Origin of the sequence: Paenibacillus sp. FSL R10-2199 (genome assembly GCF_038000235.1) — a bacterium.
Taxonomy (GTDB): Bacteria; Bacillota; Bacilli; order Paenibacillales; family Paenibacillaceae; genus Paenibacillus_AQ; species Paenibacillus_AQ phytohabitans.
In genome coordinates this window covers 1,225,751-1,249,377 of the sequence record NZ_JBBOBO010000002.1, presented here as the reverse complement: position 1 = coordinate 1,249,377, position 23,627 = coordinate 1,225,751, and the positions used below count along the sequence as shown (strand labels likewise).

Sequence of the window (23,627 nt, the reverse complement as noted above, 5' to 3'; positions counted from 1 at the left end):
AGTTCAATTAAATTAATGAAGTAATGATTGAGCGTAAAGGGAGTGTACTCATGCTTGAAAAATACGGACACGGCGGCGATCTGCTGACAGCGGCCGAGCTATACGGGGAGAATAGCGGCGGCTTCCTGGATTTCAGCGCCAATATTAATCCGCTGGGCCCGCCGCCGGGGGTGCTCGCGCTGCTGCGGGATGCGGTCTCCGCGATTACAGCTTATCCTGATCCGGGACACCGGAGGCTGAAAGCGCTGCTCGCGGAAAATCTGGGAGTGGGCATGGACTGGATTACCGTTGCCAATGGAGCCGCCGAGTCGATGGCCCTGCTTCTGCTGGCGGCGGCCCCGCGCCGCGTAGGCATCGTCGAGCCCTGCTTCTCCGAATACCGCCAGCTGGCGGAGCAGTTCGGTGCAGAGGTTTTGTCCGTTCAAGGGACCCGCGGCAGCGATTACCGGGCCTCCGTGGACGAGATCTCCGGCCTGCTGGAGCAGACGGATCTGCTGTTCCTCGGCCAGCCGAATAATCCGAACGGCGTCCAGTATCCGCTGGACGAGCTGCGGGTGCTGGCCCGCAGGGCGGAAGCCTGCGGGACGATTCTTGCCGTGGATGAAGCGTTCATTGACTTCATCCCGGAGGCGGACCGGCAATCCCTGTTGCCGGAGCTGGGGGCTTACCGTCATATGGTGCTGGTGCGCTCGATGACGAAGTTCTTCGCCATTCCCGGGCTGCGGCTGGGCTTCACTGCCGCACATCCGGAGCTTGCCGCGGCAATGACCGGCAAGCAGGTGACCTGGAGCGTGAACGGCCTGGCCCTGCTGGCCGGGGAAGCTTGTCTGCAGAGCGGCGACGGCTACGTGCAGGAGACGCGCGCGCTGATCGCAGCAGAGCGGCAGCTGCTGCGCCAAGGTCTGCTTGAGCTCGGCTGCGAAGTGCCGCCGGGCGAAGCGAACTTCCTGCTGCTGCGGCTGCCCGCTCCGTGGAGCGCGCAGGAGCTGCAGCAGCGGCTGGGCGCGGGCGGCATTCTCGTCCGCAGCTGCGCGATGTACCCCGGCCTTGAGCCGGGGCATATGCGCGTCGCGGTGAAGGGCCGGGCGGACAATGCCCGGCTGCTGCGGGAGCTGGGGGCGCTGCTGCGGGCGGGGATCTGAGAGCTGAGAGCTGCAGCAGTTGAGAGCGTGCCAGCCGCCAGTGAGCCAGCCGCCAGCCGTTAGCGAGCCAGAAGCCAGCCAGAAGCCAGCCAGAAGCTAGCCGCAGGGGGCCAGAAGCCAACAGTTAGCGAGCCAGCCGTCAAAGGTTCTCCGACTCACTTCGCTCGGTGTGCACGCAGCCTCTCCACAAGAAATAAGTGGAAAAAGAGCATTTATTTAGCCTGAACCAGACAATTTCGGGACAGCAGTTGGAAAAAGTACATCTATTCGTCCCGCATCCCCGTTTGGAGGCGGAATCAAGAGAATTAGATGCCATTTTTCCACTTAATAAACGCATATACGGTTAAATCATATAATTAAATGTCATAAATCCACTTATTTAGCCGGCTTTAGCACGGAACGGAACCCGTCTCTTACCAGAAGGGTTCATCATCTATTAATGTACAAAGAAATCGCTCCTTTTGAAATGGCGGGTAGTACCTCCATTAATTACAGGAACGGTTTTTTTTGTGTTGTTTTGAAGTATGTATGTTACCGAAAAGTTAATTCGCCACGCGTTCACCCGCAGACTTGTTACTAAGCGTGCATGAACCCAAACATTATGTTTACCCGGATGGCCGGGCCGTAAAGAGGTAAAAAAAGTCGGCTGGATGTAAAGATATTCGTATGTTTAAATTTGCCGGGTTTTTATATGCTTAAATCAAATACACAAGGAGGTTAAAGAATGCTCAGAATACCCTTACGAAAAATCCCCGTCTTGATATTGCTGGCTTCACTGGTCCTATCCTCAACCCCGCTTGGCCAGCCCCAGGCCGCCTATGGAGCAGACGGTGCAGACGCCGCTATAAGCTCCCCCGCACTTGATATTACCCAAAGTAAAGTAGAAGGTGAGTATGCGCTGGATCTGTCGGAGGTTGGGAATGTAGACTGGCTGCATCTGAAAGGCAACGGCCCGGATGACATCATTCAGATTAAAAAGGCCGTTCCCAGCTCTGTAACCTTCAGCGTGTACGGGAACGGTACGACAAGTACCGAAGGGAAGCCAGATAGGGGCAATGACGGGAATTATTTGTCCTATTCCTGGAATGACGGCATGGCAGGTTATGAAAGGGCTGTCAAGGATACCGGATTCGGCGTGTTTTTCCCCAAGAACAGAGATTCGGGGATATACGGGGATGTAGGCTGGACCTTCCAAGTTGCCCCGCAGCCGCAGGAGTCAACGGTCGTATTCGGCATCGGGTTATGGCAGGCGAAAGCTGCTGTGAGGATCTATGCAGATATGAACCTCATGGAGACGAAGGAGATCAGTGCGGGTGGGACTTCGGAAGTATATAAGTATCAGATTAAGGTGCCAGCCAATGTGCAACTAAGAGTTGAGGGTCTGCAGGCAGAAACCCTTTCGAGGTACGGTAACATGTCTTTCTCGGGACTTGCGGTAAGCAGCAAGGAGGTAGCCGATAAAAGCATGCTCCACCTTCCCTATAATCAGGTGAAGGACAAACTCCAAGGTGTATACACGGATGAATCCTGGCAGGACTTTGCCAAGGCAAGGATTGAAGCCAAGGAGGTTCTGGACAAGCAGGATGCCCTACAGGAGGAAATCGACCGTGCCCTGTCGCTTCTGGAGCAGAAGCAAGCGGCTCTGGTAAGAAGAGAAACCAATCTGATGATCGATTACACAGGTGCTGCGGAGAATGAATACGAATTCGGCAGTAATGGGGATCAGCAGGACAGATATCAGACCTTTACGGCTCAGGAGAGCTTCGAGATGCAGTACGCACAAGTAAATGTGAGAAAAATGTCCAATAGCGTAAGCGACTTGACCGTGAAGCTATATGGGACAGACCCTTCCGGCTTCCCGGCAGGTACTCTTCTTGCAGAAACAGTGGTCAGCCGTGACCGTGTTGCGGACGGTGAAATGACTACGATTCCACTCCGTTATAGTCTCGCCGGAAATACACGGTACGCTCTGGTTTTATCGCAGAAGAATCTGTCCGCCGGCAAATACCGCTGGATGGTCATGAATAAGAACGGGGAAACGGCAAGTGAATTTTTCGGCAAAAGTGTCTCCGGTGCCTTCCAATCCGAAGCACATCTGGGCACCGGCATCTTAAGAATTATTAAGAATACGGATGTGGACAGAACCGCCTTACAGGCCTTAATCGATGATATTGCCAAATCTAACTACAACAGCAGGCTGTACACCGTGCAGTCGTGGTCTGCACTCGAAGCTGCGTTGGCTAATGCCGGCCTGGTTTTGAACGATTTTGACGCTGACCCGGAGGAGATCAATGCAGCGCTCAGCCATTTACAGGAGGCAAGGGGCCAGCTGGAGATTAATATGGATATGGCGGCGATTGCCGGGCAGATCGATCTTATTAGCCGGGCCGTCATCAAAGGCTACACCCTCAGTTCCCTGAACACCTTGAATGCAGCTGTGCAAGCCGCCAAGGCGCTGGATGTTAACGCTCCGGATAACGAGAAGCTGACCGCCTTCTCCACTGTTTTGGAAGCGGTTCATAATTTGAAGACCGCAGGCAAATACCAGTACGATACGCATGCGCAAATGACAGCAGCCTTCGGCTTCGAAGGCGACAAGAATGCTTCGCTTGCTTTTCTGGACGGATCATATCAGATCGGCGGAAGCCGTCCGGAGCAGCATGGTCCGGTAGCCCCTAAGCAAATGGTCACGTTCGGAGTTGCAGATACAAGCAACATCCAGTGGACCAAGGGGGAAGGTTATTTACCTGTAATGATCAGTGAATATACGAAGAATAAAGTAGACTACAAGATTGAGACCTTCGCCAACAAGCACACGGTGGACCAGAAGGATTATGTCGTCAACTATTCCAGAGTCACGGCTACGAATCATTCAGGCGAGCTCATGCTGCTGCCGGTCGTCTCGGGCAATCTGGTTCCAATCAATGCGGACGCTGTAAATATGTACACCGTTCAGCCGGGCGGGAGCGTTGTCAGGGAATATGCAATTGAAGCTGATAAATATGAATATTTTGACAAGAACGTGACCCGGTTTACTTCCTTGACCAAAGAGCAGGTGGCGGGTCTGGGAACCTTCGAAGCCAACTACAGTGAGATGAAAGCTTATTGGCTGAATAGACTCTCCGCAGTAGTGGATATCGGCTTGCCGAACCGGGAGCTTGAGAATGCGTTCAAATCCGGCTATATCGATACGCTGATTATTAAAGATGATACGTATCTGCATGTGGGTGAAAACGGCTATGCCCGGTTATTCTCCCATGATACGCTGGGCATTCTGGTAAATCTGATTCAGAGCGGGGATTTCGCTCATGCGCAGGATTATCTGAAGAGTATCCCGCTGACAGGCGGAATCAACATTGAGACGGGTCAGGTGGACAGCAATCTGTATTGGGATACCAACTGGAAAATTCCATGGGCCTACGCTGTTTACTTAAGTAAAACCGGTGACGCCTCTATCTTCGATGAGCAGATGACCGCCGATGACGGCTCTACCGGCACCGTATTTGAGAAGCGGGTTAAATTCGGAGCGCGAACCATTGAGAGTGACCGCAACGCTGACGGAATTATGAAAAAAACGTATGCGATTGATTCCGAGGGCAACTGGACGATCGACAATTACTCTGCCCTGACCGGTCTGACCGCTTATGAATATGTAACCCGCGAACTCTACCGTTTAAAAAATGATGAAACCTATTTGCAGGAAGCGGAGTGGGCAAAAGCAAGGTATGACGACTTATTGGCCAAATTCACAGCCAAGCTGCAGCAGACGATAACCGAAGAAGGGCTTGATTATATTCCGGCATCGGTCGTTGAGACCAATGATGAGAACCGGATGAGAGACTCCAGAGATGCGAACTGGGCCTCCATGTTCCTGTTCGGCAGATGGCACTGGGACGGGTATCTGTATGGGGCAGAGCAGCCCGAGGATAATATCAACCTGAAGCTGCTGGATGATACGTATTCCTATGGAATCAACCGGCGTATCCAGGAGGATACGACAGATTCTCCTTACAATTTCGGGGGTTATCCGCATGGCTTCTACTCAAGCGCATATAATGCTGGTTACGGAAGCGCTGCACTGCGCGGAGAAGAATACCGGGATATGGGCATCAAAGCGTATGAATTCATGATTGAAAATTCGATGAGCGGGCCGTTCAGCTGGTGGGAAGGGATCAATTATCCTGTCGCAGGAAGCCCTTGGGCACAGACGAATGATCAGCTGAACCTTCAGAATACACCGGGCGGCGGCGGATCGGCCCAGCATATGTGGGGACAATCCGTGAACTCCAAGGTGCTCATTGATTCCCTGATTGCCGAGCGGATTTATGATCAGAATCAGAAGGCTGAGATTATTGTAGGCCGCGGGATCCCTAAGGAGTGGGTCAAGGACGCTGCCAAGAACAATAATGTGGTGGCCAGTGTGCAGAATTACCCCGCTCTGCAGGGCGGCAGAGTCGGGTACAGCATTGTAAGACAAGACAATCAGCTCGTGGTGACCTTCAGCAGCGATTTGAGTCAGGCGAAGGTAGAGGCCGGAGGGGCCAGCTTCAGTGTCCAATTGCCAAGCATGGTGAACAATATTACGGATGTATCTGCAGGCATAATGGATAACAGCAAAGGTATCGTTACGGTCCCGTTAAATACAGCCTCAGTAACGATAACTTTAGGGGATTTACCGAAACCGCTGGCTGTTAACTTAGATAAGGATAAGCTTGAAATTGTTTATGCTGATGGAGACCTCCAGACCTCGGTTACGAAAGACGTTATTTTGCCGGCAGCAGGCGAACATGGAAGTGAAATTACCTGGACCTCAAGTAATCCCGATATCATCTCCAGTAAAGGGGAGGTTAAACGTTCGGCGAGCACAACCGGGGTGACTTTGACGGCCACTCTGAAGAAAGACGGGGCAGAGGCCCAGAAAAGCTTCGTATTGACGGTGCTAAAGGCAGACACCAAGCCTGACGGAGGCACGGATACAGGGAACAATGGCAACAACGGTAACAACGGTAATAACGGCAACAACGGCAATAATGGGAATGCGGGTAACAACACGGGGAATACCGGTACTATCGGCACTATCGTAACCACCGGCAATACGGGCAGCATAGGCGGCGCAGGAGATACAGGCGATGGCGGTATGGCTACTCAGCCTGCGTTCAAGGATGTAGAGAAGCACTGGGCAAAAGAGAGCATTATAACTGCGGCGCAGCGCAAGCTGGTGAACGGTTATGCAGACGGAACCTTCCGTCCGGACGGAGCCGTTACGCGCAGTGAATTCGCGGTGATCCTGGGTCGCGCCTTACAGGTGGACCTTGCGCTATCCGGACTTTCCTTCACGGATGAAGGCAGCATTCAGCCATGGGCGGAGCCGTATGTTGCCGCTGCGGTTAAATCCGGCTGGATTACAGGCTATACGGATCAGTCCTTCCGGCCCGGCGGAAAGATTACCCGCCTGGAGATGATTGCCATGATTGTCCGGGCGCTGGAATGGAAGACAGACTCCAAGGCTAAGGCAGCTTTTGTAGATGCGGAGCTTATTCCTTCATGGGGTCAGCCGTATGCGGCAGCCGCCTATGAAGCGGGTCTGGTTGAAGGCCAAGGCAATAACCGGCTGGCTCCGAATGATCAGGCAACGCGGGCAGAGGCAGTAACCCTGATTCTAAGACTGTTAGACATAACTGAACAGCAGTAGCATACGGCAGAGCAAGCTGGCGTCCGGATTTCCGGCGTCAGCTTTTTGTTTGCAGGCTACAAACATTGATACAGAGAAAACGAGATACTATATAATGATATAGTCGGTTTAGGAATAGTTTACTGCGCGAGAGGAGCGGATGTATTGTGAAAAAAGTGAATGTGAACCTACCCTTTAATCTTGACGGTGGATTGGCGGTGTACCAGAGCAGGGTCTGGCAGGGACTAACGCTGGAGTGGCGGGAAGGCCATCTGCTGCTGGAATTTCCGGCTGAGGTAGACAGTATATCAAGCGCAGTGTATGGCGGAGGAACAGGCCGCCTGAAGCGGGCGGTGAACCAATATGTCACCCGGGACTACGAATGCAGCAATCCGGTACGGGATATGGAAAATAAGCTGCAGGAGTGGGGTTATCCGCTGGAAGGCTGTGCCGGACTGATGACGGCAGTTCCGCTTGAGCATGCTGCAGTTGCCGAGGAGAATACCGGCTCTGCGGGGATAATGTGCTGCGTGACAGCGGCTGCGGGCAATGCCGCCCGCGCCGGATCGCAGCGCAGCGTGCTGGCGGCTTACCGCCCGGGCACGATCAACATCATGCTTGGCATTGACGGCTGGCTGTCGCCGTCTGCCATGGTCAACGCCGTGATGACGGCCACGGAAGCGAAGGCTGCCGCACTGGCGGATCTCGGAATCACGGATTCCGAGAATGGGCTAACCGCAACCGGAACCACCACGGATGCGATCGTGCTCGCGGTGAGCGGAAGCCGCCGCTACGCAGCGGAGCATGTCTACGCCGGAACTGCGACTGACTTGGGCGGAGCCATCGGCAGGCTGGTGTACAGTGCGGTGACGGAAAGTCTGAGTTCGGTGAAGGCGGCAGAGGCTGCGCGGAGAGCGGAACTAGCTAACTTGGCGCAGGCAGAGCAACTTGCAGCTTCTGCGGAAACTGGGCAAGCTGCGGGTGGAGAAGAAGCAGTTGCAGTCGAAGCAGTAGTGGCAGCTGAACTGTTACCGCCTCAAGAAGCACTAAATGGGCAGCCCGGCCATCTGATGAAGGGCGGCCGGGAATAATGTCTGGAATGATGAAGAAGGACCGCCAGGAACCGCAGCGGGGTGAACCAAGGTGAAGCTTGCCATCATACTGTTGGCCGCTTATGTTGTGGACCGGATTGTCGGCGATCCGCGTAATCTTCCCCATCCCGTTGTCTATATGGGGAAGGCCATCAGCTCGATAGAGCGGCTTATCCGCCGCTTCGCATCGGCGCCCCGTGCCCTGAAGCGGGCGGGGCTGCTGCTTCCGCTCCTGGTAGCAGGAGGCGCATGGGTGCTGACAGCGCTGCTTGTCATGCTACTCTATAAGATATCCCCCTGGCTGGCCGGGGCTGCCGAAGTATGGCTGATCTCCACAACGATTGCCTCCAAAGGGTTGAAGGATGCAGGGTTGGCGGTATTCGCAGAACTCCGCCAAGGAGATATTCCCGCTGCCCGCAGAGCGCTGGGAATGATCGTCGGCCGGGATACGGCGCATCTGGAGAGCCCGGAGATCGTCCGCGGCACAGTGGAAACAGTGGCGGAGAACATCGTCGACGCGATCATCTCGCCGCTGTTCTTCGCCCTGCTGGGCGGGGCTCCGCTGGCTATGGCTTACCGTGCGGTGAACACGCTGGATTCCATGGTCGGCTACAAGAACGACAAGTACAGGGATCTTGGCTGGGCATCCGCCCGTCTGGATGATGTCGTGAATTACATACCGGCGCGGTTTACAGCGCTATTACTAACCTTATGTGCGGCGCTGCTGCGGCTGGACTGGCGGAGATGCTGGCGTACCGTGCGGAGGGATGCTCGTCTTCATCCCAGCCCGAACAGCGGTTACCCGGAATCGGCAGTTGCCGGAGCACTGGGCATCCGCCTGGGCGGAGAAAATGTATACCACGGCGTAACCTCCTTCCGCGCCTACATGGGAGATCCCCTGCGGACAATGGAGCCGGAGGATATTATCGTGACTTCGCGGATGATGATGCTGTCTTCAGCCATATTTGTCTGCCTGTGTGCAGCGGTTGCCTTGTTATGGCAGGGGATGGGGGGCTGAGCGGAGTGCAGATGGACAAGGACGAGGGTAAGGATACGGACAAGGACAATGACAAGGACAATGACAAGGGCAAGGGCAAGGGCAAGGGCAAGGGCAAGGGCAAGGGCAAGGGCAAGGGCAAGGGCAAGGACAAGGGCAAGGACAAGGACAAGGACAAGGACAAGGATGCGGACAATGACAAGATAAGCCACTTGAAGGATTCGGCTCTGGTAGCTCGCAGCGTTCTAAGTAACCCGGCACCGCAGCAGGAGTTGGGGCTGGGGCTAGGGCGGGAGTTGGAGCAAGAGCTGGGGCTAGGGCAGAAGTTGGAGCAGGAGCTGGCGCGGGAGCCTCAACATGAGCAGGAACTGGAGCAGGAGTTAGAACTGGAGTTGGAGCAGGAGCAGGAACCTCAACTGGAATTAGAGCTGGTGCTTATCCGCCATGGGCATACGCAGTGGAACAAGGAGCGCCGTTATTTGGGCAGCACCGATCTGCCGCTGCTGCCGGAGGCGCGTCAGCAATTGTCCGCACTAAGCGACCAGTCGGCGCTCGGCGGGGAATTCTGGCGTGTCTATTGCAGTGACCTGCTCAGGTGCAGGGAGACGCTGGCAGCTGTGGCTCCACACCTGGAGCGGCAGGCCATCTATGATTCGCAGCTGCGCGAGCTGGATTTTGGTGCTTGGGAAGGCGGCGATTATGAGCAGCTGAAGGATAACGGGCATTACCGCAGCTGGATTGACCACCCCGAATTAGTAACACCGCCGGAAGGGGAAGCGTGGGAACAATTTGAAGCCCGGGTGGATGATTTCTGGACTCAGCTGGAGCAGGAACTGGAGCATACAAGCATTAACAGGGGGATGCCCTGGATTGAAACCAGCGAACCAAGGGTGGTTCCACCAGCGGTAGTTCCACCAGCGGCAGATTCACCAGTGCCCATTTCATCTGTGATAGTTCCACCAGTACCAGATTCACGAGTGCCGATTCCATTTGCGGCAGTTCCACCAGCGGCAGATTCACCAGTACCAATTTCATCTTCGGCAGTTTCACTAGTGCCAGACTCATCACCCAATCCCCCGCCTCCGCGCGTGCTGATTGTGACTCATGGCGGCATCATCCGGCTGCTGCTGGCGCGTCTGACCGAAGGAGTAACCTTCTATACAGTAGCTGCACCCGCTCCGGGTGAAGTCACTGTACTGAATCTTCGGAAGGATGAAGGAGCCTGGCGCATGATGCCACGCGAAGTGTAGCTACCGCAGCTGGACTAGGGACCGCTACAACTCGGGTGCGAAAAACCGAATACAATGCGCCGCCGATAGGGTTAATTAGCCAAATGTATGCGAAAAACCGAATACAATGCGCCGCCGATACGGTTAACGAGCCAAATGTATGCGAAAAACCGAATACAATGTACCGCTGTTCGGGTTAACAAGCCAAGTGTATGCGAAAAACCGAATACAATGCACCGCCGATAGGGTTAACGAACCAAATGTATGCGAAAAACCGAATACAATGCGCCGCCGATACGGTTAACGAGCCAAATGTATGCGAAAACCGAATACAATGCACCGCCGATAGGGTTAATTAGCCAAGTGTATGCGAAAAACCGAATACAATGCGCCGCCGACAGGGGTAACGAGCTAAATGTATGCGAAAAACCGACTACATTATCCCCCTTAGAACCACAGCCGGAAGAAAATCCCGGGGCTGTGGTTCTTTTTTTACGGCGGCGTCTGTGCCATGATAGCTATGGGGGCGATAGCGGTATGTTTAAGGATTTCAAGCTCATTGCCGGACGTCCGGTATATATCCAGGTGAAGGATTACATGAAGCATCTTATTATCAAAAGCGCGCTCCAGGGCGGGCAGAAGCTCCCCTCAACACGGGAACTCAGCACACTCCTCAAGGTCAGCCGCAACTCGATTATCTCGGCTTATGAGAGTCTGGAGGATGACGGCTTCGCGTATACGGTGCAGGGCCAGGGGAGTTATGTCTCACATGGCGCAGCAGCGGGGCACGGAGATCCGGAAGCGGCATCCTGGAGCGTGGACTGGAAAGAGCGGCTCAGCGGCCAGGCGCTGCTCGCGGAAGAGCTGGACATTATGAAGCGGGGAATCCGCGCGGGGAAAGGAACGATTTCTTTTACCAGTATCGCGCCGGATGAGAGCCTCTTCGATCTGGATCATGTCCGAAGAGCTTTTCTGGAACGCATGTCCGTGGAGGGCAACGTTCTGCTGAATTATGGATATGCCAAGGGATATAAACCTTTAATAGATTATTTGCGGCAATATATGGAGCACAAGGGCGTGGATATGCGCGGGAAGGATCTGCTGATTACGAACGGGTTCACGGAGGGCTTCGACATAGTGTTGTCTGCTCTGGGTAAGCGGCATGGCGCTGTGATCTGTGAGAACCCGACGCATCATACGGCGATTAAGAATCTGAAGCTGCACGGCTTCGGGATTCACGGGGTAACGATGGAGCGGGATGGCATCCACCTCGGCGAACTCAAGCGCGCGCTCGAAGAGCGGGAATACGACTGTGCATATCTGGTCCCCTCCTACCACAATCCTACCGGAATTGTCATGTCTCCCGAGAAAAGACAAGGCCTGATGAAGCTCATGTCGGATTACAAAGTGCCGGTTATCGAGGATGGTTTCAACGAGGAGCTGCGTTATTCGGGTGCCCATGTGGCTCCGTTAATGGCGGCGGCGGGCAGTGGGAACAGTGTCATCTACCTCGGCAGCTTCTCCAAAGTGCTATTCCCCGGACTGCGGGTGGGCTGGGTGCTGGCGGATCAGGAGCTGATCTATTATCTCGAAAGTGTCAAAAGGGCACGCAGCATTCATACCTCAACGCTCGACCAGTCTATCCTGTATCAATATCTCCTGGGCGGCAATCTGGAGAAGTATCTGAAGAAGGCCCGGCTGGAGTATAAACGCAAATACGAGCTGACGCTGGCCTGCTGCAAGGAGCATATTCCGTATGCCTCATTATCGGGGGACGGGGGGCTACATCTGTTTGTAACGTTCGCTGAAGGCTTCAGCACAAGGGAATTGCTGGCGGCGTGCCACGGGCAGGGGGTTATTTTTACGGCGGGGGACATCTTCTTCACAGACGGTACAGGGCAGAACACGCTGCGGCTGGGCTTCTCCAGAGTGGCGGATGAGGATATACGCAGAGGGATCGAAATTATCGGCAGGACAGCACGGCAACTTATGGGATGAAGGGGTGTACGGATATGATTAGAGTGGGAGTTATTATGGGCGGCGTATCGTCTGAATATGAGGTGTCCATGAATACCGGCAGGGAGATGCTGAAGGCGCTGGATCCGGCAAAATACACCGGGATTCCGGTTCCCATCACCTCGCGTAAAGAGCTGCTGGAGGGAGTCGTGGGGCTGGACTTCGCTCTGCTCGCCCTGCATGGGACTTACGGCGAGGATGGCACCGTACAAGGTGCGCTTGAAACGCTAGGCATTCCTTATTCCGGGAGCGGCGTGCTGTCCAGCAGTCTCTGCATGGATAAAGGGCTGGCCAAGACGGTTATCCGCAGCAAAAGCATCCCCACACCCGACTGGCTGTGCTGGGACAATATCAATGAATATGCACCTGAAGCCGTGGACCGGCTGGGTTATCCGGTGATGGTCAAGCCGAATTCCGGCGGCTCCAGCATCGGCATGACCAAGGTGAATCATCCGCAGGAGCTGCGCGGGGCGGTGGAGAAGGCTTTTGCCGCTGACTGTTCGGTGCTGATTGAGCGTTATACAACAGGGCAGGAGATTACCTGCTCCATTCTCGGTGGAGAGCTGCTGCCGGTAATCGGGATTCAGTCGCTCGGTGCCGACTGGTTCGATTACAGCGCCAAATATGAGCAGGGCGGGGCGGAGGAACAGATCATCCAGTTGCCTGCGGAGGTCGAGGAACTGGTGCGTACGGCGGCACTTACCTGCTACCGGGCGCTGAAATGCGCGGTGTATGCACGGGTGGATATGCTGCTGAAGGACGGCATTCCTTATGTGCTGGAAGTGAACACGCTGCCCGGCATGACCGCAACCAGCCTGCTGCCGCAAAGTGCAAGGGCGTCTGGCATTTCCTTCACCCGGCTGCTCGATGAGATTATCAGCGGATCATTGTGGGAGCGTGGGGGGATGAGCGGAGCAGCGGAAGCACCGGAAGCACCGGAAGCACCGGAAGCACCGGAAGCACAACTGGTACAGCAAGGGGGTGGCGGGTTATGAACAGAAAACAATCTGCTTTGCCTGTGGACCGCCACCCCCGCATCCCGAGCCTCACTGGCATCTCCCTGCACAGCGACCCCATTACTCCGCGCTTAAGGGAGATCCCGCCTTCGGGCATCCGCGCTTTTTTTGATCTGGCTGCGGGTAACAACGATATTATTTCACTCGGGGTTGGTGAGCCCGACTTCGCTACTCCTGAACAGGTCAGAGCGGCCTGTATCCGCGCCCTGGACCGCGGGGAGACGATGTATACGCCTAACAGCGGGAGGATGGAGCTGCGGGAGGAGATTGCCGGGTATTTGCAGAAGGGCTTCGACCTGCAGTACGATCCTGCGGACGAAATATTGGTTACTGTAGGGAGCAGTGAAGCCGTGGATCTGGCGCTGCGCGCCTTCATCGCACCGGGCGATGAGATTCTGATTCCTTCCCCGGGTTATGTCGCCTATGCGCCTATCGCCTATCTGAATGGCGGAACGCTGGCCACGGTGGAGACGACTGTGGAGCAGGGCTTTAAGCTCACGGCCGAAGCACTGAAGCGGGCAATCACTCCGCGATCCAAGCTGCTGATGGTGAATTTTCCAAGCAACCCTACGGGGGCGGTAATGACCTATGAGGACTGGCTGCCGGTAGCTGAGGTGGTGAAGGAGCATGGGCTGATCGTGATTTCGGATGAGATCTATGCCGAGCTGACCTACGACAGCACACATGTAAGTATTGCCTCACTCCCGGGCATGAAGGAGCGGACGGTGGTGATCAGCGGGTTCTCGAAGGCTTTTGCCATGACCGGCTGGCGGGTTGGATATGCCTGCGGGAACCGCGAACTGCTGGCGGCTATGCTCAAAATTCACCAATACACAGCCATGTGTGCGCCTGTGCTGGGACAGATCGCCGCTGCCGAATCCCTGCGCAGTGCTCTGCCGGATAAAGAACGGATGAAGGCCTGCTTCAAGGACCGCCGGACGCTGTTTGTGGAGGGGCTGCGCGATGCCGGACTGCACTGCCATATGCCTGCAGGGGCATTCTACGCCTTCCCGTCCATTGCCCACACCGGCATGAGCTCGGAGGAATTCGCCTTAAGGCTGCTGAAGGAGGCGGGAGTCGCAGTTGTTCCGGGCCATGTGTTCGGGGCTGGCGGAGAAGGGTATATCCGCTGCTCCTATGCGGCTTCTACAGCGAAGCTGACCGAGGCGCTGGAGCGGCTGGAAGGCTTCATGAAGGTAAAAATCTAATTGTAAGATCAATCTATATCACCTATAATCCTTTAAGGAAGAAATAGGGATATGTTAGAATTCAATTGGCTTGCAGCCAAGTCAGCGGAAGCTCCCTTCTTCAGAGCAGGGGAGCTTTTTTGTGTTCTGATGACAGTATGCAGAGCAGATAGAAGTGGATTGTTTTCAGTAGATTGTTTTCAATAGAATATACAATAGATAACAGGAGGTAATATCATGATCACAGCCATACAAGAAGTAACCGGACGGATCGCTCCGCCTGATGAAAAAGCGACCTTACGCGCGGTGCTCCGCCTGAACAGCCTGACCAAGCCGCCGGGAAGCCTCGGGCGGCTGGAGGCGCTGGCCGTCCGGCTGGCCGGGATCTCCAAAGTAGAACAGCCCTGTTACAGCAAACGTACGGTAGTAGTTATGGCAGCGGATCATGGGGTCTGTTGTGAAGGGGTCAGTGCTTTTCCACAGGAGGTTACAATGCAGATGGCCTATAACTTCCTGAGCGGCGGCGCCGCAGTGAATGTGCTGGCCCGCCAAGGCGGTGCAGAGGTGCAGTTCGTGGATATCGGTATTAACGGTGACATCAGCCATCCGCAGCTGATCGACCGCAAAGTGCGCCGCGGCACGGACAATATGGCGGCAGGTCCGGCCATGAGCCGCGATGATGCGCTGCGTGCGATTCTGGCCGGGGTTCAGGTGGCCCAGGAAGCGGTGAAGAACGGAACGGAGATTTTTATTACCGGTGAGATGGGAATCGGTAACACTACGGCCAGTGCTGCGGTGCTGTGCGCACTGGAAGGTATTCCGCCAGAGACGGCAGCCGGACGTGGAACAGGCATCGACGACGAGCGGCTGCGCCACAAAATATCGGTGATCGAACGCGCCCTGAAGGTTAATGCGCCGAATCCGGCTGACCCGATCGATGTACTCTCGAAGGTAGGCGGACTTGAGATTGCCGGCCTGGCCGGTCTGATTCTGGGAGCGGCTGCGCTGCGGATTCCGGTCATTCTGGACGGTTTTATTTCCGGAGCGGCAGCTCTGGTAGCAAAGGCATTAGCGCCGGAATCCACGGCTTATATGATTGCTTCCCATGTCTCAGGCGAGCAGGGGCATAAGCTGATGCTGGACCGCCTCGGACTGGAGGCCCTGCTGGATCTCGGACTGCGCCTCGGTGAAGGCACCGGCGGCGCGCTGTGCCTGCATTTCATTGAAGCGGTCTGCCGGATTATGCGGGAGATGGCGACCTTCGAGAGTGCGGGGGTCTCCGGGTCGGAGAGCGTATGAGCATCCTTGTAACCGGAGGGGCACGCAGCGGGAAAAGCGGCTTCGCCGAGCGCTTAACCAAGAAGCTGGCAGACCCGCAGCAGGCGGTCTATGTGGCGACCGGGCAAGCGTTCGATGAAGAGATGAAGGCCCGGATTGCCCTGCACCGGCAGCAGCGGGAGGAGGGCGGCTTCCGCTGGGAGACTCTGGAGGAGCCGCTTGAACTGTCGGCGCTGCTCCGGCGGCTGTCCGGCAGCGGCAGCGGTCAGACAGTCTTGGTGGACTGCCTGACGCTCTGGCTGTCCAACCAGCTGCTGGCTGTGGAGGAACGCAGTGACCGGCAGCAGCTGGTGGAAGCTGCAATTGCCGGACTGGAGCAGAGTGTCTCCAGCTTCCAGGGAACGCTAATTTTGGTTACCAATGAAGTAGGAGACGGCATTGTGCCGGAGTATTCACTCGGCCGGCTGTACCGTGACCTGGCCGGACGAATGAATGCGCGGCTTGCCCGGCAGTGTGAGCAGGTATTCCTGGTTACGGCCGGAATACCTGTTGAGCTAAAGAGCCGGGAGTACATCCTGTGAGCGCGCGGGGGGATGCCGCTGCCGCGTTTCAGTTCCTGTCGCGGTTTCCGGTCAAATACAGCCCGGATTTCTCGCCGGAGCTGCTGCGCCGCAGCGTAGTCTATTATCCGCTGGTCGGTGCAGCGATCGGCCTCAGCGCTGCGCTTGGCGCAGCTGCCGCCGCCTGGCTGCTGCCGGCCTGGCCTGCCGCTGTCATCACCCTCATCCTGTGGGTGGGGCTGACTGGCGGGCTGCATCTGGACGGCTGGATGGACAGCGCCGATGCGCTGCTCAGCTACCGCTCGCGGGAGCGGATGCTGGAGATTATGAAGGACAGCCGCGTAGGCGCTATGGGTGTGCTGGCCTGCGTGCTGCTCCTGCTGCTGAAGGCCTCGCTGCTGGCGGCATTGATTGAAGGCGGCAGCTACAGCATGCTGCCGCTGCTCCTGCTGCCGCCGGTCTGGAGCCGCTGGTACATGGTGCGGGCCATGGCCCGCTATCCGCTGGCCCGCGGCAATGAAGGGCTGGCCGCCAGCTTCGGCGGGCTGCCTGCCCGGCTGGAGCGGCGAGCGCGTCTAACCGCCGCGCTGCTTACGCTGGCCGCTGCCGCGGCGCCTTTGGCGCTCGGCGCGGGCAGCGGGGCCTGGCCGCAGCTGGCAGCGGCGGCCGTCCTGGCGCCGGCGGCTGCGGCAGCCTGCGGCATGCTCGCAGCGCGGCGGATCGCCAGCCGGCTCGGCGGGCTCACCGGCGACGTCTACGGCGCGCTGGGTGAGCTGCTGGAGACGGTGGTTCTGCTTGTGCTGGTGCTGCTGCAGCACAACCTGTAGCGGACAGCGTCCGCAATGCACTTAGGGCAGCGCCGCACAGCGCCCCAATAGGGCTATAGGGCTGCACCGCCCTGAACACCGGCAAGCAGCCAGAAAGCGAGGAAGCGAAGAAGATGAACATGGAAGATACAGCCTTAGGTAAGGCCGCGCTTCAGGCAGCGACGGGAGCTGCTCGGGGAGCGGATAAGCAGCAGCCAGTTACCGTCCAGGCAGCGCCGGGGGTTGCAGATGGACGCGGCAAGCAGCACCCCGCCGCTGTGCTGATGGTGCAGGGAACTGCCTCCGATGTCGGCAAAAGCCTCGTCACCGCCGCCATCGGACGGATTATGACCCGGGACGGCTACCGTACGGCACCGTTCAAGTCGCAGAATATGGCGCTGAATTCATATGTTACAGCAGACGGCAAAGAAATCGGCCGCGCCCAGGGGATGCAGGCGGAAGCCTTCGGTATTACGGCTACCAGCGACATGAATCCGATCCTGCTGAAGCCATCTGGTGAGATGAGCGCGCAGATTGTGGTGCATGGTGTGCCGCATGCCGCGCTCAGTGCAAGAGAATACCGTGAGAAGTTTCTCCCCAAAGCCAAAGGGACGGTGATGGATGCGCTTGGCCGTCTGCGGGAGGCCTATGATGTTGTGCTGATGGAAGGCGCAGGCAGCCCCGCGGAGATCAACCTCAAGGCGCGGGATATCGTCAATATGAATCTGGCAGGCTGGGCGGATGCCCCGGTGCTGCTGGTTGCCGATATTGACCGGGGCGGCGTGTTTGCCTTCATTGTAGGCACGCTGGAGCTGCTGGAGCCGCATGAACGGGCCCGGGTCAAAGGCTTCATTATCAATAAATTCCGCGGCGATGTCTCGCTGCTGCAGCCCGGGCTGGACTGGCTGGAGGAGCGTACAGGCATTCCGGTGCTGGGGGTGCTGCCGTTCCTGCCGCAGCTGCGGATTGAGGCGGAGGACTCCGTAGTTCTGGAAGGAACCTCAGGCCGCGTGCACCAAGAATCCGCCAGGGAACTTGATATTGCCGTCATCCGTTATCCGCGCATCTCCAATTTCACCGACTTCGATCCGCTGGAGGATGAGCCGGATGCTGCCGTACGCTATGTCCTGTCGGCAGACGAGCTTGGAACGCCGGATGTCATTATATTGCCGGGCACGAAGAATACAGCTGCCGACCTGCAGTATTTGCGGGAGCAGGGGTTCCCGGAGGCCATAGAGCGTGCACTGGGACAGGGGACGCAGCAGCTTGCCGGAATCTGCGGCGGGTATCAGATGCTGGGGTTGCAGCTGCTTGATCCTCATGCGGTTGAGAGTGCTGAACCGGGTGAGAGTGAGGGCCTCGGGTATCTGCCGCTGTCAACGGCGTTCCTGCAGCAGAAGACCACGGTACGCGTGAGCGGAACACTGGCTGCGGATCATCCGCTGCAACTAAGCACACAGGCGCCCGCCTCAATCGGAGAGATGCCCATTACCGGCTACGAGATACATATGGGAACGACGACGAATCATGATGCTGCTTCGGTACGCAGTCTGTTCAGTCTGGACGGGCTGGAAGGACAGGCTCTGCCGGAAGGCTGGGGAACCCCGGACGGCAGAATCTGGGGCAGCTATCTGCACGGCTTGTTCCACAACGATGGGCTGCGCCGCAGCTGGCTGGACGGATTGCGTATTGCCAAAGGACTCGCACCGCTATCCGTAACCTTCTCGGCTGCTGCGCTCCGTGAGCAGGAATTTGACCGGCTGGCGGATGCTGTAAGGTCACATCTGGACATGAATGCCGTGTACAATATTATGGGCTTGCCAAGAAATGAGGAATAGGGATGTTTATTGCGGTTCTGCTGTTTATTGTTGCCGGACTGGCCGAGATCGGGGGCGGGTATCTGGTCTGGCTCTGGCTGCGGGAATCGCGGCCGCTGTGGTACGGATTGGCAGGCTCTGCCATCCTGATCGCGTATGGTATTATCCCGACGCTGCAGAAGTTTCCTTCCTTTGGCCGGGTATATGCCGCCTATGGCGGAGTATTCGTCGTGCTTGCTGTGCTGTGGGGCTGGCTGGTGGACCGGAAAACACCGGATCTCTACGACTGGATCGGCGCCGGCATCTGCGTGATTGGGGTCTCTGTCATCTTGTGGGCACCGAGACACTGAGCATGGTCCTAATCAGTTATCGCACGAATCCCTTTATTCTCATCCACGGATTGTGATGGAACCTTGTTATTCTATGAATCCTGCCCAAAATACAACATTTTGCGGATTACATCGCTTTTATATTCAAAAATGTTGTACGGAAGGCAGGATTTCTCCCTTTCTAAACAGGGAATCAGGAAAATTATTGTATTACATACAACAATCCTTCTAAAAAACCTGGTATCTATGAATCGGAGTTGTAAATCGTACAACATTTATGCTGAAATGGCGTGAACTTAACAAACCCAATTTGCCGGTTACGAATCAAATTTGAGGAATTGAAGGATTGTGCTTGTCCCTATGCAAAAAAGCAGCTTCAACAGCCACGTGGCCTTTGGAGCTGCTTTTTATATTTACTATTAAACAGCTTTATAGTGTTGATTGAACAGAACAAGCTAAATCTTAAACTGCTCGACAGCCTTCTGCAGCTTCACGGCCTGCTCATGCAGATGCTCTACGGTCAGCGCGTGGCCATCCAGCTCCTGGTGCTGGCGGGCAGAGTTGCCGGCCAGCGTATCGGCGCTCTGCTGCGACTTGGCTGTAATCTGTGCCGTCTCTTCCACCGAGGCGCTGACTTCTTCGGTGCCTGCCGAAATCTGCTGGGTAGCGGCAGATACGGACTGGATGCTGTGGTTGATGCTCTGGATAAGAATCAGCAGATGATTGAAGGCATTGCCTGCTTCCACCACTTTGTTCATACCTGAAGCTACTTCTGTATTCACGTGGTTCATCTCGGATACCGAGTGGTTCATATCTTCCTGAAGTCCGAGCAGGAATTCGCGGATCTGCTCATTGGATTCCTTGGACTGCTCAGACAGCTTGCGCACTTCACCGGCCACGACAGCGAATCCCCGGCCATGCTCTCCGGCGCGCGCTGCTTCAATAGATGCGTTAAGCGACAGCATCTGAATCTGCTTCGTGATTTCGGTAATGCCCTGCACCACTTCCCCGATCATAAGCGAGCGTTCATTCATGATACGGAATTGCTCCAGCGACTGTACCGAGGCCTGTTCCACCTGGCGCATCTGCTGCACAGCACTCTGGGCAATGTCATTACCGCCCATCGCTTCGGCGGAGGCTTCACTGATCTGCTCCGTGACCTCACCGGCGGCGGAAGCGATATGCTGGATGCCGATGTTGATCTCATCCATGGCCCGGGAATTATCGAGTGCGCTGCTCGCAATCGTGGTGCTGCCTTTACCGATTTCCTCTACAGAGACAGCGGATTGCTCAGCCATATTGTTCAGAATCTGAACACGTTCCTTCAGATCATTGGAATCGGCAACTACTGCGCCCGATGTATCCAGCACATGTCCGATCATCTCCTTGAGCCGCTCGCTCATGATCCGGAAGCTCTCGGAGAGCTGGCCTACTTCATCGTTGCCTTTGATCGTAAGTGCTTCGGTGAAATCGCCTCCGGCCAGCTTGTTGCTGTAGGCCGCCAGCAGTTTGATCGGACGGATGATTCTGCGGCTCATCAGTGTGGCGCCGGAGAGTCCGATAATAAGTGCCAGCAGGGTGATTCCCGCACTGGTCCACAGAATGCTGCTCATCTTTTCTTGAATAAAGCCGACATCCGAGCTTACGCCAACGAGCATGGTGGTGCCGGGAACGCCAACAAATGCAGTCTTATGTATACCATGACTATCACTATAGATTTCACTAAGTCCGGATTTTCCTTTGGAGGCTTGCTCCATGGCAGGCAATACCTCAATGGACTCTTCACGCTGAAGCTTGGCGCTATGATCCGCGACCAGAACAGTAGCTTTGCCTTCCTTCAGGTCAATGAGGAAAATGGTTTCAACATCGTGCTGCTTCCGCTTTTCCTCGAAATAGAATTCTACATTGGTCCCCGCCTGTTCATTCTTGTTAAGAGCCTGCTGCGCGCTTGTAGCATTCAGATTCTTATATACATCCTGGGCTGAGGCAGTCAGAGACTTGTTGATCTGCGGCATCACATAGCTGTCGATGATATTAATGGATATGAAGTAGAAGCTGATGCTTAGCAAAAGAGAAGTGAGTAACAGAACGACAAACAGCAGAAGCGTAAACTTGCGGCTAATTGATTTTTTGAAACGGAACATTTCTTTCTCTCCTTTTCTGTCAATTGCATCTGAATATCCCAAGCCAGACAAAGAGCCAGGCAAGCAGCAATATATTCCATTGGTGTAGGTCATATATGAAGCTATCTGTGAACGGGAATTGTGATTGATAACTATTCTATAGAATTAACCTCAGGTTGAATAGTGAAAGTTTGCTCTATACTGCATTATTTTTCAGAAAAAATTGAATATTTAACGAGTCTATCACCAATTTACCGAAAAAAATGAATTATACGCTGTTTTCATGAAAATTTTAAATTTCATAGCATGTTAGCTTTTTCTGTGGTAGAGTATTAATGTTTTGTTTCTATAAGAGTGGATAGCCGCGGTTCGTAACCATCCCGCGTAACCAAAACTAGGAGGAGTTAACCGAAATATGTTTAATTTGTTGTGGGGGATTTTGTTTGTTGTTGTTAATTTTGTGTTTTTTCTGCTCTGCTATCGGTTGTTCGGTAAAAAAGGGCTCTATGCCTGGGTCGGCATGGCAACCGTGGTCGCCAATATACAAGTCGCCAAGACAATTGCGATGCCTTTCGATATTGTAATGACGCTTGGAAATACGATGTATGTCACGTTATATATGACCAGTGACCTGCTGAATGAGAGATACGGGCGGGCTGAAGCGCGGAACGCCGTCTGGTTCGGATTCTTCACTCTGCTGATGACTACCGTCATTATGCAGATGGTGCTTGTATTTGAGCCGCAGGAGACGGATATTGCCCAATCCTCACTCCAGACGATCTTCGGCCTGATGCCGAGACTTGCACTGGGCAGTCTTACCGCATATTTTATCAGCCAGTTTCTGGATGTGCGCTTATACGCATGGATCCGCAAGTACTACGGCAGCTCACGGCAGCTCTGGATCCGCTCTAACGGCAGCACTATGATCAGCTCTTTTGTTGACACTTTAATCTTCTGTACGATTGCTTTTGCCGGAACCTATGACCTGAAGGTATGGACAGAGATTCTGCTGACTACCTATCTGGCCAAATTCCTGCTTACAGGTGCAGGAACACCGGTGCTATACCTTGCCCGTTCCTTTAAGTTCGCTGAAGAAGAGCAGACCGTCCCCTCCCAGGAGACCAAGCGCAATATTTCATAGAATAGTTTTATATAAAAAGGCCCTAACCTCCAGTGATCTGGAGATTGGGACTTTTTTGGATTTCTGAATTACAGGCTCAGCACAGTCAATGTTTTGGGGAAGCTGGTCAGCGTCTGCGGGCCCTCTGCCGTAACGAGCACATCATCCTCAATGCGCACGCCGCCAAGATTCGGCACATAAATCCCCGGCTCTACGGTGAAAACGTTGCCGTTTGCGATAATATCCGTATTGAGTCCATGCAGTGATGGATATTCATGGGTATCCATGCCGAGACCATGTCCAACGCGGTGCATGAAGTATTCGCCGTAGCCGGCGGCTTCAATAACATCCCGGGCAGCCTTGTCAACATAACCGAAGGTGGCTCCGGCAACAGAAGCGGCAATACCAGCTTCATTGGCAGCAAGCACAGTATTGTAGATATCTATCAGCTTGCTGTCTATTTCGCCTACAGCGAAGGTGCGGGTGATATCGGAGGCATAGCCTGCGGCGTATACGCCAAGATCGAACATCAGCAGATCACCCGGCTGAATCTTGCGTTCACCCGGTACGCCATGCGGCAGGGCTGTATTCGGGCCGGAGAGCACCATGGTGTCGAAGGAGGGGCCGGAGGCTCCGGCTTTTTTCATCAGGTATTCAAGCTCCGCTACCAGCTCATTCTCGCTGACACCGGCTTTGACATGCGACAGGCCCCGGCGGAGAACTTCCTCCACAAGCTCGGCGGCATGCTTCATAATGCGGATTTCTTCAGGCGTCTTCATGGCGCGCATAGCGCGGAGCAGATGGCCGATGTCGCTGAATGCCCCCGCTGGGATGGCGTCTGCCAGCAACTCATAGCGGCTGACGGAGAAGTGCTCCTTCTCTATGCCGAAGCTGCCCGGAGCAGCGCCGCCGAAGCGGGATTTGAGCAGCTCGTACGGGTTGTCCGTATCGCTGTGCGTCAGAATAGTCTTCACCGAGGAGGCGGCATGCGCCGCTTCGGCGTCCAGCGCCGGAACGATCAGCACAGGCTCCCCGCCGCGGATTAGCAGCAGGCCCAGAAAGCGTTCATGCGGGTTGCTGGCGAAGCCGGTCAGATAGTATACATGCTTGGGATCGGTTACGAGGAGAGCATCCAAGCCCCCTTCTGTAAGTCCTTGCTCCAGTTTAAGCAGAGCTTCATTCATTGCAATAATTCCCCTTTCATATACACGCGTGAAACAGCATTATTCTCATTATAATTCATAA

General features: G+C 55.3%; 16 protein-coding genes. 14 read left to right on the top strand and 2 right to left on the bottom strand.

Annotation, left to right across the window (positions count from 1 at the left end):
• Positions 1–50: 50 nt before the first annotated feature.
• The 13 genes from cobD (at position 51) to NYE33_RS33125 (ending at position 19,160) form a co-directional block, all read left to right on the top strand.
• Positions 51–1,142: a threonine-phosphate decarboxylase CobD gene (cobD, locus tag NYE33_RS33185; RefSeq protein WP_341069540.1), complete on the top strand. Its 1,092-nt coding sequence runs from the start codon at positions 51–53 to the stop codon at positions 1,140–1,142.
• A 724-nt stretch (positions 1,143–1,866) separates the two neighbouring features.
• A complete protein-coding gene (locus NYE33_RS33180) occupies positions 1,867–6,834 on the top strand; it encodes an S-layer homology domain-containing protein (protein ID WP_341069539.1) in 4,968 nt (1,655 codons plus the stop codon).
• Between the two features lie 146 nt (positions 6,835–6,980).
• Complete coding sequence (locus NYE33_RS33175; protein WP_231575300.1) at positions 6,981–7,904, top strand: adenosylcobinamide amidohydrolase; 924 nt, start codon at positions 6,981–6,983, stop codon at positions 7,902–7,904.
• Between the two features lie 52 nt (positions 7,905–7,956).
• Positions 7,957–8,922: an adenosylcobinamide-phosphate synthase CbiB gene (cbiB, locus tag NYE33_RS33170; RefSeq protein WP_341069535.1), complete on the top strand. Its 966-nt coding sequence runs from the start codon at positions 7,957–7,959 to the stop codon at positions 8,920–8,922.
• 11 nt (positions 8,923–8,933) lie between these two features.
• Positions 8,934–10,151 (top strand): histidine phosphatase family protein, encoded by a 1,218-nt coding sequence (locus NYE33_RS33165; RefSeq protein ID WP_341070086.1) that lies wholly within the window; start codon positions 8,934–8,936, stop codon positions 10,149–10,151.
• A gap of 516 nt (positions 10,152–10,667) precedes the next feature.
• Positions 10,668–12,128, top strand: coding sequence for an aminotransferase-like domain-containing protein (locus tag NYE33_RS33160; protein WP_042134406.1), 1,461 nt, complete (start codon positions 10,668–10,670; stop codon positions 12,126–12,128).
• Between the two features lie 14 nt (positions 12,129–12,142).
• Entirely contained in the window at positions 12,143–13,141 is a 999-nt protein-coding gene (locus NYE33_RS33155) for a D-alanine--D-alanine ligase (RefSeq protein ID WP_341069533.1), read from the top strand.
• A 41-nt stretch (positions 13,142–13,182) separates the two neighbouring features.
• Complete coding sequence (locus tag NYE33_RS33150) at positions 13,183–14,370, top strand: aminotransferase class I/II-fold pyridoxal phosphate-dependent enzyme (RefSeq protein WP_076242819.1); 1,188 nt, start codon at positions 13,183–13,185, stop codon at positions 14,368–14,370.
• A 216-nt stretch (positions 14,371–14,586) separates the two neighbouring features.
• Positions 14,587–15,648, top strand: a complete 1,062-nt coding sequence (gene cobT, locus NYE33_RS33145) for a nicotinate-nucleotide--dimethylbenzimidazole phosphoribosyltransferase (RefSeq protein ID WP_042134408.1) — start codon at positions 14,587–14,589, stop codon at positions 15,646–15,648.
• Positions 15,645–16,208: a bifunctional adenosylcobinamide kinase/adenosylcobinamide-phosphate guanylyltransferase gene (cobU, locus tag NYE33_RS33140; RefSeq protein WP_076242408.1), complete on the top strand. Its 564-nt coding sequence runs from the start codon at positions 15,645–15,647 to the stop codon at positions 16,206–16,208. Before cobT ends, cobU begins: the two co-directional genes overlap by 4 nt.
• Entirely contained in the window at positions 16,205–17,014 is an 810-nt protein-coding gene (cobS, locus tag NYE33_RS33135) for an adenosylcobinamide-GDP ribazoletransferase (RefSeq protein WP_340988677.1), read from the top strand. Before cobU ends, cobS begins: the two co-directional genes overlap by 4 nt.
• 263 nt (positions 17,015–17,277) lie before the next feature.
• Positions 17,278–18,831, top strand: a complete 1,554-nt coding sequence (locus NYE33_RS33130) for a cobyric acid synthase (protein WP_341070083.1) — start codon at positions 17,278–17,280, stop codon at positions 18,829–18,831.
• A 2-nt stretch (positions 18,832–18,833) separates the two neighbouring features.
• Positions 18,834–19,160, top strand: coding sequence for a YnfA family protein (locus NYE33_RS33125; RefSeq protein WP_042134414.1), 327 nt, complete (start codon positions 18,834–18,836; stop codon positions 19,158–19,160).
• A 434-nt stretch (positions 19,161–19,594) separates the two neighbouring features.
• On the opposite strand, the gene NYE33_RS33120 is transcribed toward NYE33_RS33125, so the two are convergent.
• A complete protein-coding gene (locus NYE33_RS33120) occupies positions 19,595–21,283 on the bottom strand; it encodes a methyl-accepting chemotaxis protein (RefSeq protein ID WP_341069531.1) in 1,689 nt (562 codons plus the stop codon).
• A gap of 394 nt (positions 21,284–21,677) precedes the next feature.
• Here NYE33_RS33120 and NYE33_RS33115 point away from each other — a divergent pair, with 394 nt between their 5' ends.
• A complete protein-coding gene (locus NYE33_RS33115; protein WP_042134420.1) occupies positions 21,678–22,403 on the top strand; it encodes a queuosine precursor transporter in 726 nt (241 codons plus the stop codon).
• A gap of 68 nt (positions 22,404–22,471) precedes the next feature.
• Here the strand turns inward: NYE33_RS33115 and NYE33_RS33110 are convergent, their stop codons facing one another.
• Positions 22,472–23,566: a M24 family metallopeptidase gene (locus NYE33_RS33110; RefSeq protein WP_341069530.1), complete on the bottom strand. Its 1,095-nt coding sequence runs from the start codon at positions 23,564–23,566 to the stop codon at positions 22,472–22,474.
• Positions 23,567–23,627: the final 61 nt, after the last annotated feature.

Coding starts and splice junctions, on each gene's coding strand:
- cobD (WP_341069540.1), top strand. CDS start 51: ATGCTTGAAAAATACGGACACGGCGGCGATCTGCTGACAGCGGCCGAG.
- NYE33_RS33180 (WP_341069539.1), top strand. CDS start 1,867: ATGCTCAGAATACCCTTACGAAAAATCCCCGTCTTGATATTGCTGGCT.
- NYE33_RS33165 (WP_341070086.1), top strand. CDS start 8,934: ATGGACAAGGACGAGGGTAAGGATACGGACAAGGACAATGACAAGGAC.
- NYE33_RS33160 (WP_042134406.1), top strand. CDS start 10,668: ATGTTTAAGGATTTCAAGCTCATTGCCGGACGTCCGGTATATATCCAG.
- NYE33_RS33155 (WP_341069533.1), top strand. CDS start 12,143: ATGATTAGAGTGGGAGTTATTATGGGCGGCGTATCGTCTGAATATGAG.
- cobT (WP_042134408.1), top strand. CDS start 14,587: ATGATCACAGCCATACAAGAAGTAACCGGACGGATCGCTCCGCCTGAT.
- cobU (WP_076242408.1), top strand. CDS start 15,645: ATGAGCATCCTTGTAACCGGAGGGGCACGCAGCGGGAAAAGCGGCTTC.
- NYE33_RS33130 (WP_341070083.1), top strand. CDS start 17,278: ATGGTGCAGGGAACTGCCTCCGATGTCGGCAAAAGCCTCGTCACCGCC.
- NYE33_RS33125 (WP_042134414.1), top strand. CDS start 18,834: ATGTTTATTGCGGTTCTGCTGTTTATTGTTGCCGGACTGGCCGAGATC.
- NYE33_RS33120 (WP_341069531.1), bottom strand. CDS start 21,283: ATGTTCCGTTTCAAAAAATCAATTAGCCGCAAGTTTACGCTTCTGCTG.
- NYE33_RS33115 (WP_042134420.1), top strand. CDS start 21,678: ATGTTTAATTTGTTGTGGGGGATTTTGTTTGTTGTTGTTAATTTTGTG.
- NYE33_RS33110 (WP_341069530.1), bottom strand. CDS start 23,566: ATGAATGAAGCTCTGCTTAAACTGGAGCAAGGACTTACAGAAGGGGGC.